This is a genomic window from Pseudoalteromonas sp. THAF3 (genome assembly GCF_009363775.1).
Lineage (GTDB): Bacteria > Pseudomonadota > Gammaproteobacteria > Enterobacterales > Alteromonadaceae > Pseudoalteromonas > Pseudoalteromonas ruthenica.
The window spans coordinates 580244-596642 of the sequence record NZ_CP045419.1 but is presented as its reverse complement, the minus strand read 5'-3'; the positions used below and the strand labels follow the sequence as shown (position 1 = coordinate 596642).

At 48.1% G+C, this 16399-nt stretch carries 16 protein-coding genes; 6 read left to right on the top strand and 10 right to left on the bottom strand.

The features are described 5' to 3' along the window. Window positions 1-144: 144 nt before the first annotated feature. The gene (locus tag FIU82_RS17825; protein ID WP_152441812.1) at window positions 145-1017 is read left to right on the top strand and encodes a LysR family transcriptional regulator; all 873 of its coding nucleotides are present in this window, start codon (window positions 145-147) and stop codon (window positions 1015-1017) included. Between the two features lie 144 nt (window positions 1018-1161). Here FIU82_RS17825 and FIU82_RS17820 read toward each other — a convergent pair whose 3' ends face one another. Both FIU82_RS17820 and FIU82_RS17815 read right to left on the bottom strand, forming a co-directional pair. Next, window positions 1162-1416 (bottom strand): hypothetical protein, encoded by a 255-nt coding sequence (locus tag FIU82_RS17820; protein ID WP_052698265.1) that lies wholly within the window; start codon window positions 1414-1416, stop codon window positions 1162-1164. Window positions 1417-1629: 213 nt separating this feature from the next. Beyond that, on the bottom strand, window positions 1630-2235 hold the full coding sequence (locus FIU82_RS17815; protein WP_152441811.1) for a DUF2306 domain-containing protein: 606 nt from the start codon (window positions 2233-2235) through the stop codon (window positions 1630-1632). Between the two features lie 366 nt (window positions 2236-2601). Between FIU82_RS17815 and FIU82_RS17810 the strand changes: the two genes are divergently transcribed. Next, on the top strand, window positions 2602-3087 hold the full coding sequence (locus FIU82_RS17810; RefSeq protein WP_152441810.1) for a hypothetical protein: 486 nt from the start codon (window positions 2602-2604) through the stop codon (window positions 3085-3087). A gap of 135 nt (window positions 3088-3222) precedes the next feature. Here FIU82_RS17810 and FIU82_RS17805 read toward each other — a convergent pair whose 3' ends face one another. From FIU82_RS17805 to FIU82_RS17795, 3 genes are all read right to left on the bottom strand, one after another. Continuing rightward, a complete protein-coding gene (locus FIU82_RS17805; RefSeq protein WP_152441809.1) occupies window positions 3223-3600 on the bottom strand; it encodes a hypothetical protein in 378 nt (125 codons plus the stop codon). Then, entirely contained in the window at window positions 3600-3908 is a 309-nt protein-coding gene (locus FIU82_RS17800) for a hypothetical protein (protein WP_151174268.1), read from the bottom strand. The genes FIU82_RS17805 and FIU82_RS17800 overlap by 1 nt, the downstream gene beginning before the upstream one ends. 170 nt (window positions 3909-4078) lie before the next feature. Further along, the gene (locus FIU82_RS17795) at window positions 4079-4870 is read right to left on the bottom strand and encodes an alpha/beta hydrolase (RefSeq protein ID WP_152441808.1); all 792 of its coding nucleotides are present in this window, start codon (window positions 4868-4870) and stop codon (window positions 4079-4081) included. A 195-nt stretch (window positions 4871-5065) separates the two neighbouring features. Between FIU82_RS17795 and FIU82_RS17790 the strand changes: the two genes are divergently transcribed. The 3 genes from FIU82_RS17790 (at window position 5066) to FIU82_RS17780 (ending at window position 7304) form a co-directional block, all read left to right on the top strand. Then, window positions 5066-6156 (top strand): IS3 family transposase gene (locus tag FIU82_RS17790; protein ID WP_253946378.1). Its coding sequence is split into 2 segments (ribosomal slippage): window positions 5066-5315 and window positions 5315-6156, totalling 1092 coding nucleotides; the frame shifts between segments, so codons are not numbered across the junction. A gap of 227 nt (window positions 6157-6383) precedes the next feature. Then, the gene (locus FIU82_RS17785) at window positions 6384-6767 is read left to right on the top strand and encodes a hypothetical protein (RefSeq protein ID WP_152441807.1); all 384 of its coding nucleotides are present in this window, start codon (window positions 6384-6386) and stop codon (window positions 6765-6767) included. Between the two features lie 114 nt (window positions 6768-6881). Continuing rightward, window positions 6882-7304 carry a PaaI family thioesterase gene (locus FIU82_RS17780; RefSeq protein WP_152441806.1) on the top strand — a complete coding sequence of 141 codons (423 nt, stop codon included), beginning with the start codon at window positions 6882-6884 and terminating at the stop codon, window positions 7302-7304. A gap of 172 nt (window positions 7305-7476) precedes the next feature. On the opposite strand, the gene FIU82_RS17775 is transcribed toward FIU82_RS17780, so the two are convergent. The 5 genes from FIU82_RS17775 to FIU82_RS17755 form a co-directional block, all read right to left on the bottom strand. Further along, window positions 7477-8436: a hypothetical protein gene (locus tag FIU82_RS17775; RefSeq protein ID WP_152441805.1), complete on the bottom strand. Its 960-nt coding sequence runs from the start codon at window positions 8434-8436 to the stop codon at window positions 7477-7479. A 218-nt stretch (window positions 8437-8654) separates the two neighbouring features. Continuing rightward, window positions 8655-10865 (bottom strand): catalase/peroxidase HPI, encoded by a 2211-nt coding sequence (katG, locus tag FIU82_RS17770; protein ID WP_152441804.1) that lies wholly within the window; start codon window positions 10863-10865, stop codon window positions 8655-8657. 184 nt (window positions 10866-11049) lie between these two features. Continuing rightward, the gene (locus FIU82_RS17765; protein WP_152441803.1) at window positions 11050-12615 is read right to left on the bottom strand and encodes a sugar porter family MFS transporter; all 1566 of its coding nucleotides are present in this window, start codon (window positions 12613-12615) and stop codon (window positions 11050-11052) included. Then, the gene (locus FIU82_RS17760) at window positions 12612-13616 is read right to left on the bottom strand and encodes a LacI family DNA-binding transcriptional regulator (protein ID WP_152441802.1); all 1005 of its coding nucleotides are present in this window, start codon (window positions 13614-13616) and stop codon (window positions 12612-12614) included. The genes FIU82_RS17765 and FIU82_RS17760 overlap by 4 nt, the downstream gene beginning before the upstream one ends. Window positions 13617-13667: 51 nt before the next feature. Beyond that, window positions 13668-15002 carry a GH1 family beta-glucosidase gene (locus FIU82_RS17755; RefSeq protein WP_152441801.1) on the bottom strand — a complete coding sequence of 445 codons (1335 nt, stop codon included), beginning with the start codon at window positions 15000-15002 and terminating at the stop codon, window positions 13668-13670. A 153-nt stretch (window positions 15003-15155) separates the two neighbouring features. On the opposite strand from FIU82_RS17755, the gene FIU82_RS17750 reads away from it, so the two are divergent. Further along, the gene (locus FIU82_RS17750; RefSeq protein ID WP_152441935.1) at window positions 15156-16397 is read left to right on the top strand and encodes a sugar MFS transporter; all 1242 of its coding nucleotides are present in this window, start codon (window positions 15156-15158) and stop codon (window positions 16395-16397) included. Window positions 16398-16399: the final 2 nt, after the last annotated feature.

The following is a 16399-nucleotide window of genomic DNA, read 5'->3' as shown; positions in this document are numbered from 1 at the left end:
GATTCGCGCTGCACCGAGTTAGTGCAGCAAGCACATTTTAATTAAGCAATAGCAAAGGCTGCGTGCGCTATACCCTAGTTTAAACACAAGTGTATAGTTGGTTTATAAATTGCTTTTTTCTCTATTTTAATCAAAAAAGTACTTATGCAGACACCCATTAGAGGACTTCGCGCATTCTGTTTCGCAGCTCGCTGCTTGAGCTTCAAACAAGCGGCTGAGCAACTCTACCTCACCCCTTCAGCTGTCAGTCACCAAATTAAACAACTCGAGCAGCAGCTTGGCTTCGCACTTTTTCAGCGCCGTACCCGGGCAATAATACTGACTAACGAAGGTAAAAACTTCTTCGATGCCATAGAACCTATTATCACTGATCTTGAGCAGACCATTCGCACCTTTAGTCACAAAGATAATAACGTCACCATTAGCATTGCCTTGCCAGAGTTTTTCGCCAGCGAGCTATTAATGCCTGTGCTCAGTGAATGGACTTCACAGCATCCCGATGTCAATTTAGAGGTGGACACTTTGCGCACCCGTACACAAAAAGTGCGCAACACCGATTTATCAATTGTTCTCTCGCATGACACTCCGGTCAGTGGCATTGCCACTGAATTATTTGCGTTGGAATATATTCCCGCTTGTAACCGCACTACCTACGAGCAGTGGCAACATAATAGCGAGCAGGCATTAAGTGAGCTGCCACTAATCGTCCATCAGTCGCGACCTTGGTCTTGGCATCAATGGGCTGAATACCATTATGCAGGGGATTTCGCGCCCAAGCAGATCATTCAACTTGATAGTATGTTTGGTGTGGCCCGCGCAGCGCAGCAAGGAATGGGGGTGGCGTTAATCCCCATGCCGATTAGCCGCACTTGGTTTAATGAAGGATTACTATGGCCATTGGTCAACAAGCCCTTATGGACCAAGGATAAATACTATTTAGTTGAGCATGAAGTGGCTGAACCTGACTCGCCCCTGGCTGATTTTACCCAGTGGGTGATCAATACCTATAAACAGTAACGCGATAAGTCCTCTGGTATCGGCAACCAAAGTAGCGTGTTATATCAATAAGTGAGCAGCTAACACTGTTAAGCCATCGCTTAAAAAAACGGGTGCATATTGTGTCAGCAAGCTCGCCTAAAACATCAATTTATCTTGATAAGATTAAACAACAGCATGGCCTATGGTGATATTAATGGTATTTCCAGCAAAGGCCCACACGCCCAACAGGTAGCCGAAGTGATACATATTGCCATTGTTATTCGTTTCGTAGATGCTGACACCATCTTTAAATAAACTGACAATGAAAAACACAGGCATTAATAAACCATGCCACAGCCCAGATAAAAATCCGGCTTGCGAGGCATCCTCTGCTTTGTATTTTGATTGAAATCCTGGCATTGATAGCGCATAACTCATCGTTTACATCTTCCTTATTGTTGTTGTTATCTCAAAGCAGCTCTTACATCAAAAGCAACAATTTTTCGCTTTATCCTGATATTATTACTTTTACCAAACCTGAGTGATGCTTCCAACGACAGAGTTGTTACAAACTTTGTAAGTGTGTCTGTGCTGTACACAAGATGAAATTGATGCCTTGGATAGGTCAATTAGGGTTGAGAGTTTTTGATTTTATCTGGGCGCAGGATGGCGATTGAATAGCCAATCCGCTATGAGAAGATTGGGGACCCAGCTTAACCAGGCAAGTAGCGGATAAAAATCAGTAAAAGGTATGCCTGACGCCATAAACGCCCCCAGATAAATGCGCAAGGTGACAGCAGAGAAAGTGACAGAGAAGTTGCGTATCATCCAACGTCGATGAGCATCATAATCCTTTTTCATAACACAGAAAAAGGCCATGAACCCAGTGATTAACCACACCAAAGCTGAACCAGTAAACCCAACGATAGACACTAAACCACCAAACGCAGTTTGTGCCAATGCCAAGCCAGCGAGCCCACCTAGCAGCACACCGACTAGTAGATAAACACGGCCAAACCAACGGTGCAGCTGCGGGTAACGCGAACGCAGAGTAGACAAAAATTGCCACGGACCCAGCGCTAAAGCCGTTAGCGAGCCAAACACATGCACATAAATAGCCAGTTGATGTTGGTTAAACACCACTTGCATATCGGGGTGCACCAACGAGCCGAGAGGCAAAAAGCTGTAAGCGTATAACGCATAACCAGCTACACCTAATGAACAAAGTAACAACGCCCACCAGCTTAAAGTTTTCACGGTTGTATCTGCCTCAATTGCAAAAAAGTCAGCGCTTAACAGATACCGCGTCAAGCTAGGGTCAAAGCATAGTCCTTAATTTAGGTAAAAACCACCATGCTGATAATTGCTATTTTCAACATTTTTAGCAGGCAATAAAACCCAGACGCGACCATCTAGACAACGGCGATAACCTAGTCAGGGGCTAATTAATTGATTGTACTTATATTATTAGCTTCGCATAGACGGCCAGCTGCACAATGAACTCGCGGATTCATCTATAGATAAATTTTTTTCATTTAACGGTGCGATTTATATCGTTTGTAGAGTAAAAGCTTTAAACCTACAGTTAATACCGAAGCAAACACACAACCCGAGGATAGCACCGTGAAAACGCTCAAATTAGCTCTAGCCATTACGACAGCCACATTTTTAACTAGCAGTTACGCCGCTGACTACAAATTAGCAGTCATCGATGACAATGACACATCAAAAGCAGTACTTGCAGGGCAATACGACCAGGTAATTAACTTAAGTAATATCACTGAGTTAGATCAGCAAGCTGCATTCGAGAAGTCGGTGAACCAGTGTGCTGCGCACATCCAAGTAGGTAAGGCAGACGAAGCGCTTTCAATGTGTAGCCTCGCGATTGAACTGATCAGTGAGATAGATGTAAATGCCAATAAGCGTCGCGAGCTTACTGCTTACGCCTATGGCAACCGTGGCATCGCCCACTCTTTGAAAAACGAATACCAGGCCGCGCTGGACGATTTCAGCGCCGCATATAAAACAAAGCGCAATACCATTACCCGTGCAAATCTAAAAACGGCGCAATCAAGCCTCAAGCAATTGCAAGGCCATGTAGCACCGTAAGACTCTTCTCATAGTGTGTTGTTCCTGCTCAAAGGAACCCCCAAAAGCGTCCATCTGGGCGCTTTTATATTATCAGCCCCGCTCTAAATACTAATAATATTCGCGGACAACTTCACGCAAACCATAGCGTGTAGCCTACCCACTTTTACGGCTGCGCGGTGCGCCGAGCACAATAGCCAGCTGACATAAGCACACACTGAGAAACGCGCTGACCCCGAGGGCGCCGCCATAACCGTGTAAATGCGGCACCAAGTAATGAAATAGCAATGCAAACAACACGGCCGCACTGGTTAAGGTGTAGTAGCCAAAGCGCGCTGGGGTACTCATCCCCACGAAGGTGCCGCCAAAGAAAACCACTGAATACAGCTCTGCATGGGTGCTCATCAATGAAAACAGCGCATACGCAATAAGAGACAACAAACTAGAGGCACGTAGCGCGTTGAAGTAACGCAGCTTGGAAAGAAAATAGGTGGCAAACGCAGCAGTCACCGCAATAACAATAGTGAGCACCATTAACCTACCCCTCCTTGCACTAACATAAATAGCGCCACACTGACAAAGGCCACGCTTCCAAGTTTACCGCCGAAGCCAGTAAAAAGGTTCATCGTCAATGCGTACAACGTTGTGCCAATAAAGGCGATAACGGCTAGTTGCCAGTAACCCGAAATGAGCTCAGCTGAACACATACCCGCAAAGCTCCCAGCATACACAGCGGCATTAGGGTGGCCTGCAAAGCGTTTTGGAAAGGGAATGACGGAGCCTATTAACCCAGTTGCAGCGGCAGCGGGAACGAGCGGTACAGCCCAATAGCTATGTAACATAAAGCAGCTTAAACAGCCCGATAGAAAAGCAAGGTACTTAACAACAAAAAACAACCACAGCGCCCTTGGATAAGATAAGGTGAGGTATTATGCCATAGCTTAACGTTTACCTCGACATCAGCTAGTTAAGCAGGCCCCCACCGTACGGGGGGAGCACCGATGAGCAAGCACTAGTGTACTTTCTGCCCTTGTTGGTATTGATTGAGCCCGGTGAGCGCATTATACAAACCCGCCGTCATGGTTAGGTCATGAGGGGTGTCTGTAAACTCTTCTAATTGCAAAATTAAATCAACAGAGCGATTGCGAGCAATGGTGTTGGTAAAGCCGCTATACACACTTTTCATTTCCCCCGCCTCATTGCCGATGTTGAGGTATAAAAAGCTCGGGGTGGTTATTCCAGAAATCACATATTGTTCGGCTCGCTGAGCCGTGGCTCTCGTTGACCACCACAGCGCCGGACTAAAAGCGAGATGAGCTTGAAACAACGTTGGCCGTGAATGAAACGCATGGATCACAAAAAGCCCTGCAATGGAGTGACCGGCAAGGGTGTTGTAGCCACTGGTTCGGTACTGACTGTTCACCTCAGGTATTAACTCACTCTCAAGATATTCAATAAAGGCCGGTGCACCGCCACCCACGCCGACGGGCCCTCGCGGGTCGGTGTTGACTGTCGGGGCAAAGTCGTGCAGCCGGTTGGCAGGCTCAATACCCACCACAATATGCTCAAACGCCCCTTGAGATACTGCCAACCGCGCCAGCATGCTTGCCACAAGCTGCGCGTTGAGCTTGGCATCTAATACGTAAATAACGGGATAGTCTTGTTCTTGGCCGCTGCTATAGGAGGCGGGAAGGATCACGGTGATTTCGGGCTTAGCACTGAGAGTGTGGCCCTGTTCAGACCGTGCTTGTGCATGGCTAGAGAAAGAAAATACCCATAACAGTGCCCAAAGTAACGTCTTCAAAATTTTAATTCCCTTTAAATTAATATCTTAACTTACACTGCCAGAGCCGGAACTTTTAAGCAAACGCAATATAGCAGCAAACTCAAACAACACCGACACAGCGATGTGTACCAAAGCAGGATGACCGGCCCCCAATAAATAGATCCACAACTTCGATGAATTTGGGCATGATGAATACCATAAAAGGGGCTTATCATGAAATCAAAACGCTTTTCAGTTGAACAAATTGTGTCTGCTATCAAGCAACAAGAAGCAGGGTTGAGTATTGCGGATATATCTCGAAAAATGGGGATTGCCGAAGGCACATTTTACGCATGGAAGAAGAAGTATGCAGGCCTTGAGTCTGACCAGGTACGTGAACTTAAGCAGCTTCGTGAGGAAAACGAAAAACTCAAGCGTATTGTTGCTGATTTAACGCTCGACAAAGTGATGTTACAGGATCTGAACACACGAAAGTTCTGAGCGTGTCGCAGCGCCGTAAGGCGACACGCCATTTGATGAACCTATATGACGTGAGTGAACGTCGAGCCTGTCGATTGACGGGATTGAGTTGTACCGCTTGCCGTTACAAGCCTTGCCGCGAGCCTCAGGAGGCTCTGAGGCAGCGCATTGTCGAAATAGCTCAATCTCGTGTTCGCTATGGTTACAAACGTATCCATGTGATGTTGAAACGAGAAGGTATTCACGTGAACAAGAAGCGAGTACATCGCTTGTACTGTTTAGAAGGGCTTCAGCTAAGGCCAAAGCGTCCTAGGCGTAACGTCAGCGGGGCACGCCGCAAGCGAGACTATGTAGCCAGTAGTCACCCAAACGAAGTCTGGGCAATGGACTTCGTTTCTGATCAACTGACGACGGGGAACAAGTTTCGTATTCTCACCGTGGTAGATACATTCACTCGTGAATGTTTAGCAGCAGATATCGGCGCTCGCTTGCGTTCTGAAAATGTTGTCTCAACGCTCACACGGCTGTGTCGAACAAGAGGTACCCCTAAGCGTATTCATTGCGATAACGGGAGTGAATTTGCCGGACAAATGACAGATTTATGGGCTTACACGAATAAAGTAACACTGGCCTTCTCTCGTCCAGGAAAGCCAACTGACAATGCGTTTATCGAGTCACTAAACGGCAGCTTCAGAGACGAATGCTTGAATTGCCATTGGTTCGAATCGTTATCTGATGCTAAATTGAAAATCGACGCTTGGCGAAATGACTATAATCAAAGTCGACCTCACCAGGCTTTAAATAACCTGTCGCCAACGCAGTTTGCGGCATCCATTGAAAACTAACATGCCTATTTCATTGAGCAAGTGGTACTAAATATGGGGGCCGGTCAAAACATGAATTATCTCATCGAATGAATGGTACTAATTCAGGGGAAAGGTCATTATGTGGGACGTCTAAAGCTTGGCTGACACTCACTCTTCGCTAATTTTAGCCAAGCTTAATACGCCCCATATTGCGGCGTTAGCTGCACAGGTAAAAGTGGCATATTTCAAACTATAAGGAAATTATAATGAAAAATTTTATCAAACTAAGCTTATTCACTTTAGGTACGATTACTTCAAGTTTTTCGATAGCTAATGAAATCTCTCATGACTTTATTAAAAAAGAAATTCAATTAGCTCATGCTCAATACTTAGAAGGTACTCCAGAAAGTGGCCTTTACGCACTTCAAGCCCTTGCGAGAATTTTAGAGTCAGATAAATCTAGTTCTGAACTTGGGCCTAACAATTTGTCCTTCACTTATCTTAGAATCGGATTACTGCATGAAAAGGCAGGTAATGAATCTAAGGCAAAAGCATATTTTAAAAAAGCTCTAAGCACGTACAACGGTAAAAGTATTGAACTTGCTAATTTAAAAGAAGAAGTTTTAAAGCTAGACGAAAAGCGCAGCTAACAAGCCGTTACAGCAAGGGGACTGCTAACAGCTTGCTCGGTTCCGCTTCGCTGCACAATTTTAGCAAGCTATTTTCAGCCCCTGAATGGGCGTTAGATTTCCAAGATTCAAGTGATGGAGTATGCATTGGACGCCACATTAAAACTCGGGAAAGAGATATTAGCTCAGCAATCTTTCAGTAGATTATTGGGCGCTGAGCTTGAAAAGTTCGAAGAAGGTTATGCAGAGTTGACCTTAGAAATTAAAGAAAATCTTAAGCAAAATAATGGTTTCGCTCATGGTGGTGTGGTTAGTTACATGGCCGATAACTGTATAACATTTGCGGGTGCGTCTGTGCTAGGTGCATGTGTGACATCAGAGTACAAAATAAGTTACGTCCGCCCCTCGATAGGGGATCGCTTGATCGCAAAGGCAAATGTATTGCATACAGGTAAACGTCAATCTACTTGTGAGTGTAAGGTCTTCGCTTGCAAGAATGGCGAGGAACAATTGGTCGCTGTTGCCCTAGGTACTATAAGCAGGATCCAAGTCCCGTAATCTAGCAATCAGCAGCAGAGCGACAGCCAACGCTGGGCGTTACCGAATAAATACTCTAACGTGTTTTTGTCCAGAAATGAGTTGGTTGAACGAGCGAATTTGGCACCAAGCTGACCGTCAGGCCAGCCAGTGTGTCAGTATACACTTTATTCCTCTAGGTCATTAGGCGCTGCTAAGGGCAGTCATTATTCAGGCCTTGCGTAATGGCTTTGCTGTAACTAGCAGCCGTGGGAATGGCACCATCACAGGCGCTTTTATTGCTGAGTACGGCGTCATACTTCCATATAAAGCCACCGGCAAGACCCTGCTCGCTCACTGCAGCGAAGGATTGGCAGAACGCACTAGGGCACAGCTCTGGGTTGGAGTCGCTGGCTCCTTTTACCGCCAAACCAGCGACCAGGTAAGCGCCGCCTTGCCCTTCACCAACAACGGCCGAAAGCGCATCTAGCCAAGGTTGTAAGCGCTCAAGGTTACCAAGGCCACCGGAATAACATTGTAGATTCCACCAACTAACGCGGTAGCCCTTATCCCACAAGGTTTGCATATACCCTTGCCACAACGAGGGTTGTTGGTAAGGGCAAAAGGTAACCTGATAGCCTAGATCAAACAGGATTTCGGCAAACTCAGTAATGGTACTTGCTTTCACCATCTCTTCATTATCGAAATCAACGCCATCAATTAGGCACTCGCCATCGACCGTAAAGGCCTCTCGTAATGTTTTAAAGTTGGCTTTAATTTGCTCGCGCATGCCATTTTCCAACATATACTCAATAGCTTGAAAATCGCATACTCCCCAACCGCCGATAGAAATAAAGATCTTTTCTACCTTGGAGCTATGTTGTTTTAGCTGCACCAACTTACTTGGCCAAGCGGCTATGTCGGCGTCATTATTGGGGTTAAAGGTGTCGCCATCGGTGATGCGGATATTACCATCATTGAAGACCAACTCCCCCCAGGATTGGCCGGGCACGGCTTGGCAGTTACTGTTATTTAAATCACCCGCGCGGCCAATATGCATGGCCCATAGAATAAGTGTGGTAAAGCCGCTTTGCTGCGCGTCGGCAATGCATTCGTTGGTGATCCCGGGACCGAAATCACCACTGCAATAGGCGGCAAGATTAATCGTACTCATAATAAACACTCCTTTGGTTAGGGTGAGGTAGCCACCATGGCGTGTGCTCTCTCACTGTCGCCATGATGCTACTGTGTCATTACTATGAGGCTAGCTTTGCGGCGCGAGTGGCGCTGTGAGGTGTTAGCAGCTGTAACAAAGTCAATTTCTCGCAGTGCAATTCCTGCGGCCATAAAAAAGGCCACTCAACAGTGGCCTTGGTGGGTAACATCACAATTTTATTTTAGGTCAAAGCGATCCGCTGTCATCACCTTGGTCCAAGCAGCCACAAAGTCTTCAACAAACTTTTTCTCGGCATCTTGAGACGCATACACTTCAGCGATGGCACGTAGCTCTGAGTTAGAGCCGAAGATCAAATCAACCGGTGTCGCCGTCCACTTTAACTCGCCGCTTTGACGGTCGTGGCCTTGGTAGATACCTTGCTGTTTATCTGACTTGCTCCATTTCGTTGACATATCCAGCAAGTTGACAAAGAAGTCATTGCTTAATGTGCCTGGTTGGTCAGTAAACACACCATGATCCATGCCTTTGTAGTTGGCATTCAAGGTACGCATACCGCCCAGTAGCACGGTCATTTCCGGCACACTTAAGTTCAACAGATTGGCGCGCTCAACCAGCATACCGGTAGGCGATTTCCAACCACTGTCGTAGTAGTTACGAAACGCATCAGCGGTTGGCTCAAGTACCGCAAACGACTCAACATCAGTGTACTCTGGCGATGCATCCATACGCCCTGGTTTAAACGGCACCGTAATGTCATGGCCCGCATCTTTGGCTGCTTTTTCAATGGCCGCAGCGCCCCCTAAGACGATAAGGTCCGCTAATGAAACCTGTTTGTCGCCGCCTTGGCGATTAAAGTCTTGCTGAATGTCGCCCAGTACCTTTAATACTTTAGCCACTTCCTCAGGGTTGTTCACCGGCCAATCTTTCTGCGGCGCTAAACGTAGGCGTGCACCATTGGCTCCGCCGCGCATATCGCTGCCACGGAAGCTAGACGCTGATGCCCATGCCACACGAACAAGCTCTGGCACGGTCAATCCTGAATCTAGGATCTGTTCTTTAAGTGTACTGATGTCTTGCTCAGTGACCAGCTCATGGTCAACCTCTGGAATATAATCTTGCCAGATTAAGATTTCCTCAGGAACTTCGTCGCCAAGGTAACGAGCACGCGGACCTAAGTCACGGTGATTTAGCTTAAACCAAGCTTTTGCGAATGCCAGCTCGTATTGATCTGGGTTGGCGCGAAAACGCTCAGCAATTTTGCGAAACTCAGGGTCTTTTTTCAGCGCGATGTCGGTAGTAAACATAATCGGCGCATGGCGTTTACCTTTAACATGGGCATCTGGCACTAAGTTCTTCGCCGACTCATTGGTCGGGATCCACTGTGTGGCACCGGCCGGGCTCTTGGTTTGCGTCCACTCGAAATTAAATAAGTTATCGAGGTAATTCATGCTCCACTGCGTTGGGGTCACGGTCCACGCACCCTCAAGGCCACTGGTGATAGTGTCTTCAGCGTTACCTTTGCCACATTTGTTTTTCCAACCAAAACCTTGGTCTTCTAACTCAGCCGCTGCTGGCTCTGCGCCCACGCAATCAGGTTTTTTCGCACCGTGAGCTTTACCAAAGGTGTGACCACCGGCAATAAGCGCCACAATTTCCTCATCATTCATCGCCATACGACCAAAGGACATGCGAATATCGCGCGCTGCGAGCAAGGGATCGGGTTTGCCATGCGGACCTTCAGGGTTCACATAAATCAGCCCCATTTCAACAGCAGCAAGTGGGCCTTTGAGCTTACCTTTTTTGTCACGGCGCTCGTCGGTCAGCATTTTGCCCTCTGGGCCCCAGTAAACCATATCTGGCTCCCAGTCATCTTCACGACCACCGGCATAACCAAAGGTTTTAAAGCCCATATCTTCTAGGGCAACATTTCCGGTCAGGGCCATTAAATCAGCCCAAGAGATATTGCGACCGTATTTTTGTTTAATCGGCCACAATAAGCGACGCGCTTTATCCAAGTTGGCGTTATCTGGCCAGCTGTTAAGTGGGTCAAAGCGCTGCTGCCCGCCACCTGCGCCACCGCGACCATCAAATACACGGTAGGTTCCAGCCGCGTGCCAGGCCATACGAATGAAAAAAGGTCCATAGTGACCATAATCTGCTGGCCACCAATCTTGCGAGTCTGTTAGTACCGCACGAATGTCGGCTTTAACGGCGTCAAGGTCGAGGCTTTCAAAGCCCTTAGCGTAGTCAAATTCTTCACCATAAGGGTGTGACTCCACGCCATGAGCTCGAAGAGGGCTTAAATCAAGCTGCTCAGGCCACCAAAACTGATTTGATTTAGGCTCGCTGGCATAAGCCTGCATAGATACGACTGATGACACTGCCATGGCAATGGCAGTCGCCAAAGGAATTGCTTTGTTGCGCATAATCTTCGCTCCTAATGGGAGGGTTGTTAATCGAGGGTAAATATAGACCAGTTTTCCAATCTATTGGAGCGAGAAAAACAGATTAGGTTAATCGATAATTTTGATAAGGGTTTTGTTCCAAACTGCTCTACACTAACGCGGCTTTGAATTTTACCGCGCGGGTATTGGTGGTGGCGTCGTACACTTAGCTGCGCAAGCTCAGCTCTAACTGCTCTAACGACTTGCCCTTGGTCTCTGGCAGATAACGCCATACCAGCGCTAATGCAATCAATGCAAAAATACCGTAAATGGCGAAAGTCGCTGCTGCCCCGAACTGGCTAAGCTCCCAGGGGAACACCAGCTGCACCGCAAAACTCACTGCGTTATTCACTACAGTGACCGCTGATATGGCAATCGCCCGCACAGTATTCGGGAAAATCTCTGCAAACATCACCCACATCACCGGCCCAAGAGATAACGCAAATGACGCCACAAAGAGGGTGATCCCCATCAGTACCAAGGTGGCATTCATGGTGATCGCTTCACTGAGGATCACACTTTCATGTTTGCGCGCATCTTGGACCCCTAAATGCTGAGTCAACGCTGCTTTAAAGGTAACATCATCGCTGTAAATATGAGCCCGCATAGGACTTAACTGACTGACCACAGTGGCCGGTAGTTGCTGTTGTAGTGCGCGTAGCTTGGTATCGTCAATATGGTAGCTGGCTTGTTTGAAACCCCAACTACACAAGGCCATGCTGACGATAATACCGCCCAAACCCAAGAGCAGTAGAGGACGTCGGCCAAAACGATCGATGCACAGCATGGCGACCACCGTAAACACAACATTCACTAAGCCTATCCACAGTGCTTGGGCAAAGGCCGCATTGATGCCGACGCCACTTTGCTCAAAAATAGTGGGGGCATAAAAGAAAATAACATTGATGCCGGTGATCTGCTGAGCCACAGCCACCAGCAGGCCAATCAATAACACAAAACGCACTCGCCGCCCGGCTAACAAACGAATACGTTGCGATAGCGGCGCTACTTTATGCTGCAATGAGGCTCGCATACTCCGTAGTTGCTCATCAATACGTTGCCCACTGAACAGGCGAGCGGCAACGCTTTGCGCCTCTTCATGCTGTTGACGCATCAGTAGCCACCGTGGGCTGCGAGGAATAAAGAACAACAACAGCAACCAACACAATGCTGGGGCGATTTCTAGCCCGAGCATCCAGCGCCACAAATGCTCATTAATAGCCAGGCTTTGCGCCCAGCCAGCCTCGGATTGGGCTAAGTTCAGTAAATAGTAATTGGTAAAATAAGAAACCGAAAAGCCCAACACGATATTCAATTGATTGATCGACACCAGCTTACCGCGATGCTCGGGCAGGCTAATTTCAGCAATATACATGGGCGCAACCATCAATGAGCAAAATGCCATGCCGCCAATAAAGCGCGCCGCAATCAGCATCCAATAACTTTGTGCAAAGGCCGAAGCCAGCGCCGACACTAAATACAATGCGGCAATTACAATCAAGGTTTTGCGTCGACCGATGGCGTCGCTAATGGCACCGGCAAAGCAAGTGGCTAATAGCCCGCCAAGCGTTGGCGAGCTCACGACGAACCCTTGCTCCCAACTACTTAAGTGGAAATCGTCAACAATAAAGCCAACCGCGCCGGAGATCACCGACGCGTCGAAGCCGAAGATAAAGCCTCCCAAAGAAACAACAAGCGTATAAAATAACGCCGGAGGCAGGGTTTTGATCATGGTGCACTCACCAATGAGTCGCGGGCAACCAAAGAAGGCGCAAACAGATTACGAGGCTCGGCGACCCCCCGCTGCTGGTACACATGTGCCAAGACCCAGTGCGCGGCCGCCTCACCCATCAGCCGAATGGGGTTGTCTATGGTGGTTAACTTTGGATACAAGTAACGGGCAAACAACACGTTATCAAAGCCAATAATCGACAGTTGCTCGGGGATTGCGATACCAAGCTCACGGGCTGCGGTCATCGCCCCAGAGGCCATCTCATCATTGGCGCAAATCAATGCACTGAATTTATGCTTTGTTCTGTAGAGCTGTTCCAGCCCTTGTGCGCCCTCCGCTTCGTGATAGCCGCCCTCAACCAATAGCGCATCGTTAAATGTAATATTGGCCTCAGCCAAAGCGCGCTGATGCCCCGCCAAGCGCTCTTTAGCGTCGCTTTTGAATAATGGCCCGCTAATATAAGCAATATCCTTATGTCCGGCATCCAATGCCGCTTTGGTAGCCAGGTAACCGCCCAGTTCATTGTCGGTGTAAAAGCAACGCTCGCTAATAGCATCAATTTTGCGGTTAATAAGAATAATTTGTGCATCACCTTTGGCAAGCTCGAGCAAATACTCATCACTGACCGCTTCGGCATGTAAAATGAGGGCGTCACAGCGACGGTCGAGTAAAAATTCAATGGCCTGTTTTTCTTTTTCTTCATCACTGTGGCCGGCGGTGATCACCACATGCTTGCCTGCTTTTCGCAACACATTTTCAACTGTACTCATCATATCGCCGAAGAAGGAACCGTGCAGTGCAGACACCAACAAACCAACACTGTTACTGCAATTAGAAGCCAGCGACTGGGCAATGGCGTTGGGTTTGTAGCCCAATTCGGTCATGGCTTTAAGCACTTTATCCCGGGTGCGCTCACTGACCCGGACATTGCCGTTCATCACTCTGGAGACGGTGGCCAAAGACACGCCCGCTGCTTTTGAAACTTCGTAAATGGTTGCCATGTTTATTCTTTTAGATTGTCCTTTGAGGCCTAAAGCTAATATAAAGCGCGCTTAGAGTCTATTCTCAAGCAAGCCTTTATATGCCAGCGCACTGTCTTTCAAGGTGCGTTGCTGCGTGTGATAATCCACATGAACAATACCGAAGCGTTTACTGTAACCAAGCGCCCATTCAAAGTTGTCCATTAACGACCATGCAAAGTAACCACGAATATTGACACCTTGTTCAATGGCATTGTGTACCGCGTTAAGGTGGCTATTAAAGTAATCGATACGTGGCTTATCATAAATGGCGCCATCAATAACCTCGTCATCGAAGGCGGCACCATTTTCGGTGATATACAGTGGCGGCAATGAAAAACGTTGGTGTAGATCTATCAGTAATTTCTCAAATGCCTCTGGAACCACTTCCCAGCCCATAGCGGTTAATGGCGTTTTCGTGGGTTCACACTGAGCGAACCAACCTTTGCCATCACTGGCAAACACCGCACGAGTGTAGTAGTTGATACCAATAAAGTCGTTTTTAGCGCTGATAATAGCCATGTCATCGGCGCCAATTTCAGGGCGCACGTCCTCAGGCAAGAGTGCCAGCACGTCAGGGTAACGGCCTTCAAGCAGCGGTTGTAAGTACCATAAATTATGATATTGGTCGGCCAATTGCGCCGCATGTGTATCGGCAGCGCTGCTACTTGCGCCGTAGGCAGTAGAAAAGTTCAGCACAATACCGCACTCACTGCTTGGGACCGTGCGTCTAAGTACCTGCATGGCTAAGCCATGAGCAAGCAGCAGGTGGTGCGCTGCTTGGCGACCATAGCGCTGACCCTTTTTGCCAGGCGCATGAATGCCTATCTCGTAACCAAGATACGCAGAGCAAAACGGCTCATTTAACGTTGCATAAGAATAAACCTGCTCACCGAGCGCTTGAGAAATAACATCGGCATACTCAGCAAAGGCATAAGCCGTTTGCCGGTTGAGCCACCCACCTTGGTCCTCTAAATACTGTGGCAGATCCCAGTGGTATAAGGTGACAAAGACTTTGATGCCGTGCGCCGTGAGTGCCGCCACTAAATTCTGATAAAAACGGATCCCCTCTTGGTTGGGCTGCCCGTGCTCATCCATTACTCTGCCCCAAGCAATTGAGAGCCGATACGCATCGACGCGAAGATTGGCTATGAGCTCGACATCTTGTTGCCAACGGGCGATATGTTCACAGGCGACATCGCCATGACTGCCGTCAACGATGGCACCCGGCTGACGACAAAAGGTATCCCAAATACAAGGTAAGCGCGCTGCTCTTGCCCCCTCTATTTGAAACGAGGACGTCGCGACGCCGTAAATAAAGTCGCGTTGCAACATCTTGGATTCGGTAGGCAAGGTCAATTTAGGCATCTGTGTTACTCAGTCCGTTTGCAACCCTTTTGGGTTTTTATTTGAATTCATGCGCGCTTTCTGTAATTATCAAATAAAAATGTAAGCGCTTTCATAACTAAATGTAAGCGCTTTCCTTAAAAAGATCAATAGGAGAACACCGTGGCCCTATCCATGCAGCAAGAATCTGCGCAGGCGCAGCCATCGAGCAGCGGCGGCAATTACCGTTTTGCGCTGGTTGCACTGACCTCACTGTTTTTTATGTGGGGGTTCATTACCTGCCTCAACGACATTTTGATCCCTTACCTCAAAGGGGCATTCGAGCTTAATTACACCCAAGCGATGCTGGTGCAGTTTTGCTTTTTTAGCGCCTATTTTATCGTCTCGCTTCCCGCCGGGAATTTAGTGGGGCGCATCGGCTATCAAAAAGGCATTGTCTTAGGTCTGGCTGTTGCCTGCGTTGGCTGTTTGTTGTTTTACCCGGCAGCAAGCAGTGGCGTTTATGCCCTATTTTTAATCGCGCTGTTCGTATTGGCTGCTGGTGTCACGGTGTTACAGGTGGCGGCCAACCCCTATGTCAGCGCGTTAGGGCCGCAAGAGACTGCGCCGGCAAGGCTGACTATGACCCAAGCGTTCAACTCATTGGGCACGACAGTGGCGCCGTTTTTTGGCTCAATCCTTATCTTTACAGAAGGCGCTGAAGTCATAAAAGGAGACGCTTCAGCAACGCAGGTCCCTTATCTTATGCTCGCCGGCGCACTGCTGTTATTAGCAGGTATTTTTGCCAAATTGACGCTGCCCAAGCTAAGCGGCCAAACAGTGGGGGTCGATGCCGTATCCGGGTCAGCATGGCGTCATCGTAACCTGACCTTAGGCGCACTTGGCATCTTTGTTTATGTCGGCGCTGAAGTGGCCATTGGCAGTACCTTAGTGAACTTTTTTAACCAGGAAAACATCGTCAATATGCATGAAGCGCAAGCGGCGAAATACATTGCCTATTATTGGGGCGGCGCCATGGTAGGACGCTTCATCGGCGCCTTAGTGATGCAAAAAATCTCCGGCCGCACAGTTCTTGCTTTTAACGCCGTCAGTGCCTTTGCCTTGGTACTCATTTCAGTGTTTTTCGATGGCTACTTGGCAATGTGGGCCATTCTTGCCGTTGGTTTATGCAATTCAGTGATGTTCCCCACTATTTTTAGTTTGGCGCTCAATGGTCTGGGCAAGCATACCGCGCAAGGCTCTGGTATTTTGTGTCTGGCGATTGTCGGTGGCGCCATTATTCCGTTGCTGCAAGGCATGCTTGCTGATGGGATTGGGCTACAATGGTCATTCCTGTTGCCAGCACTATGTTATGTGTACATTGCCTACTATGGTCTCAAGGGCGCGACTCCCGCCGTTATCGAATCAGGAAAATAACA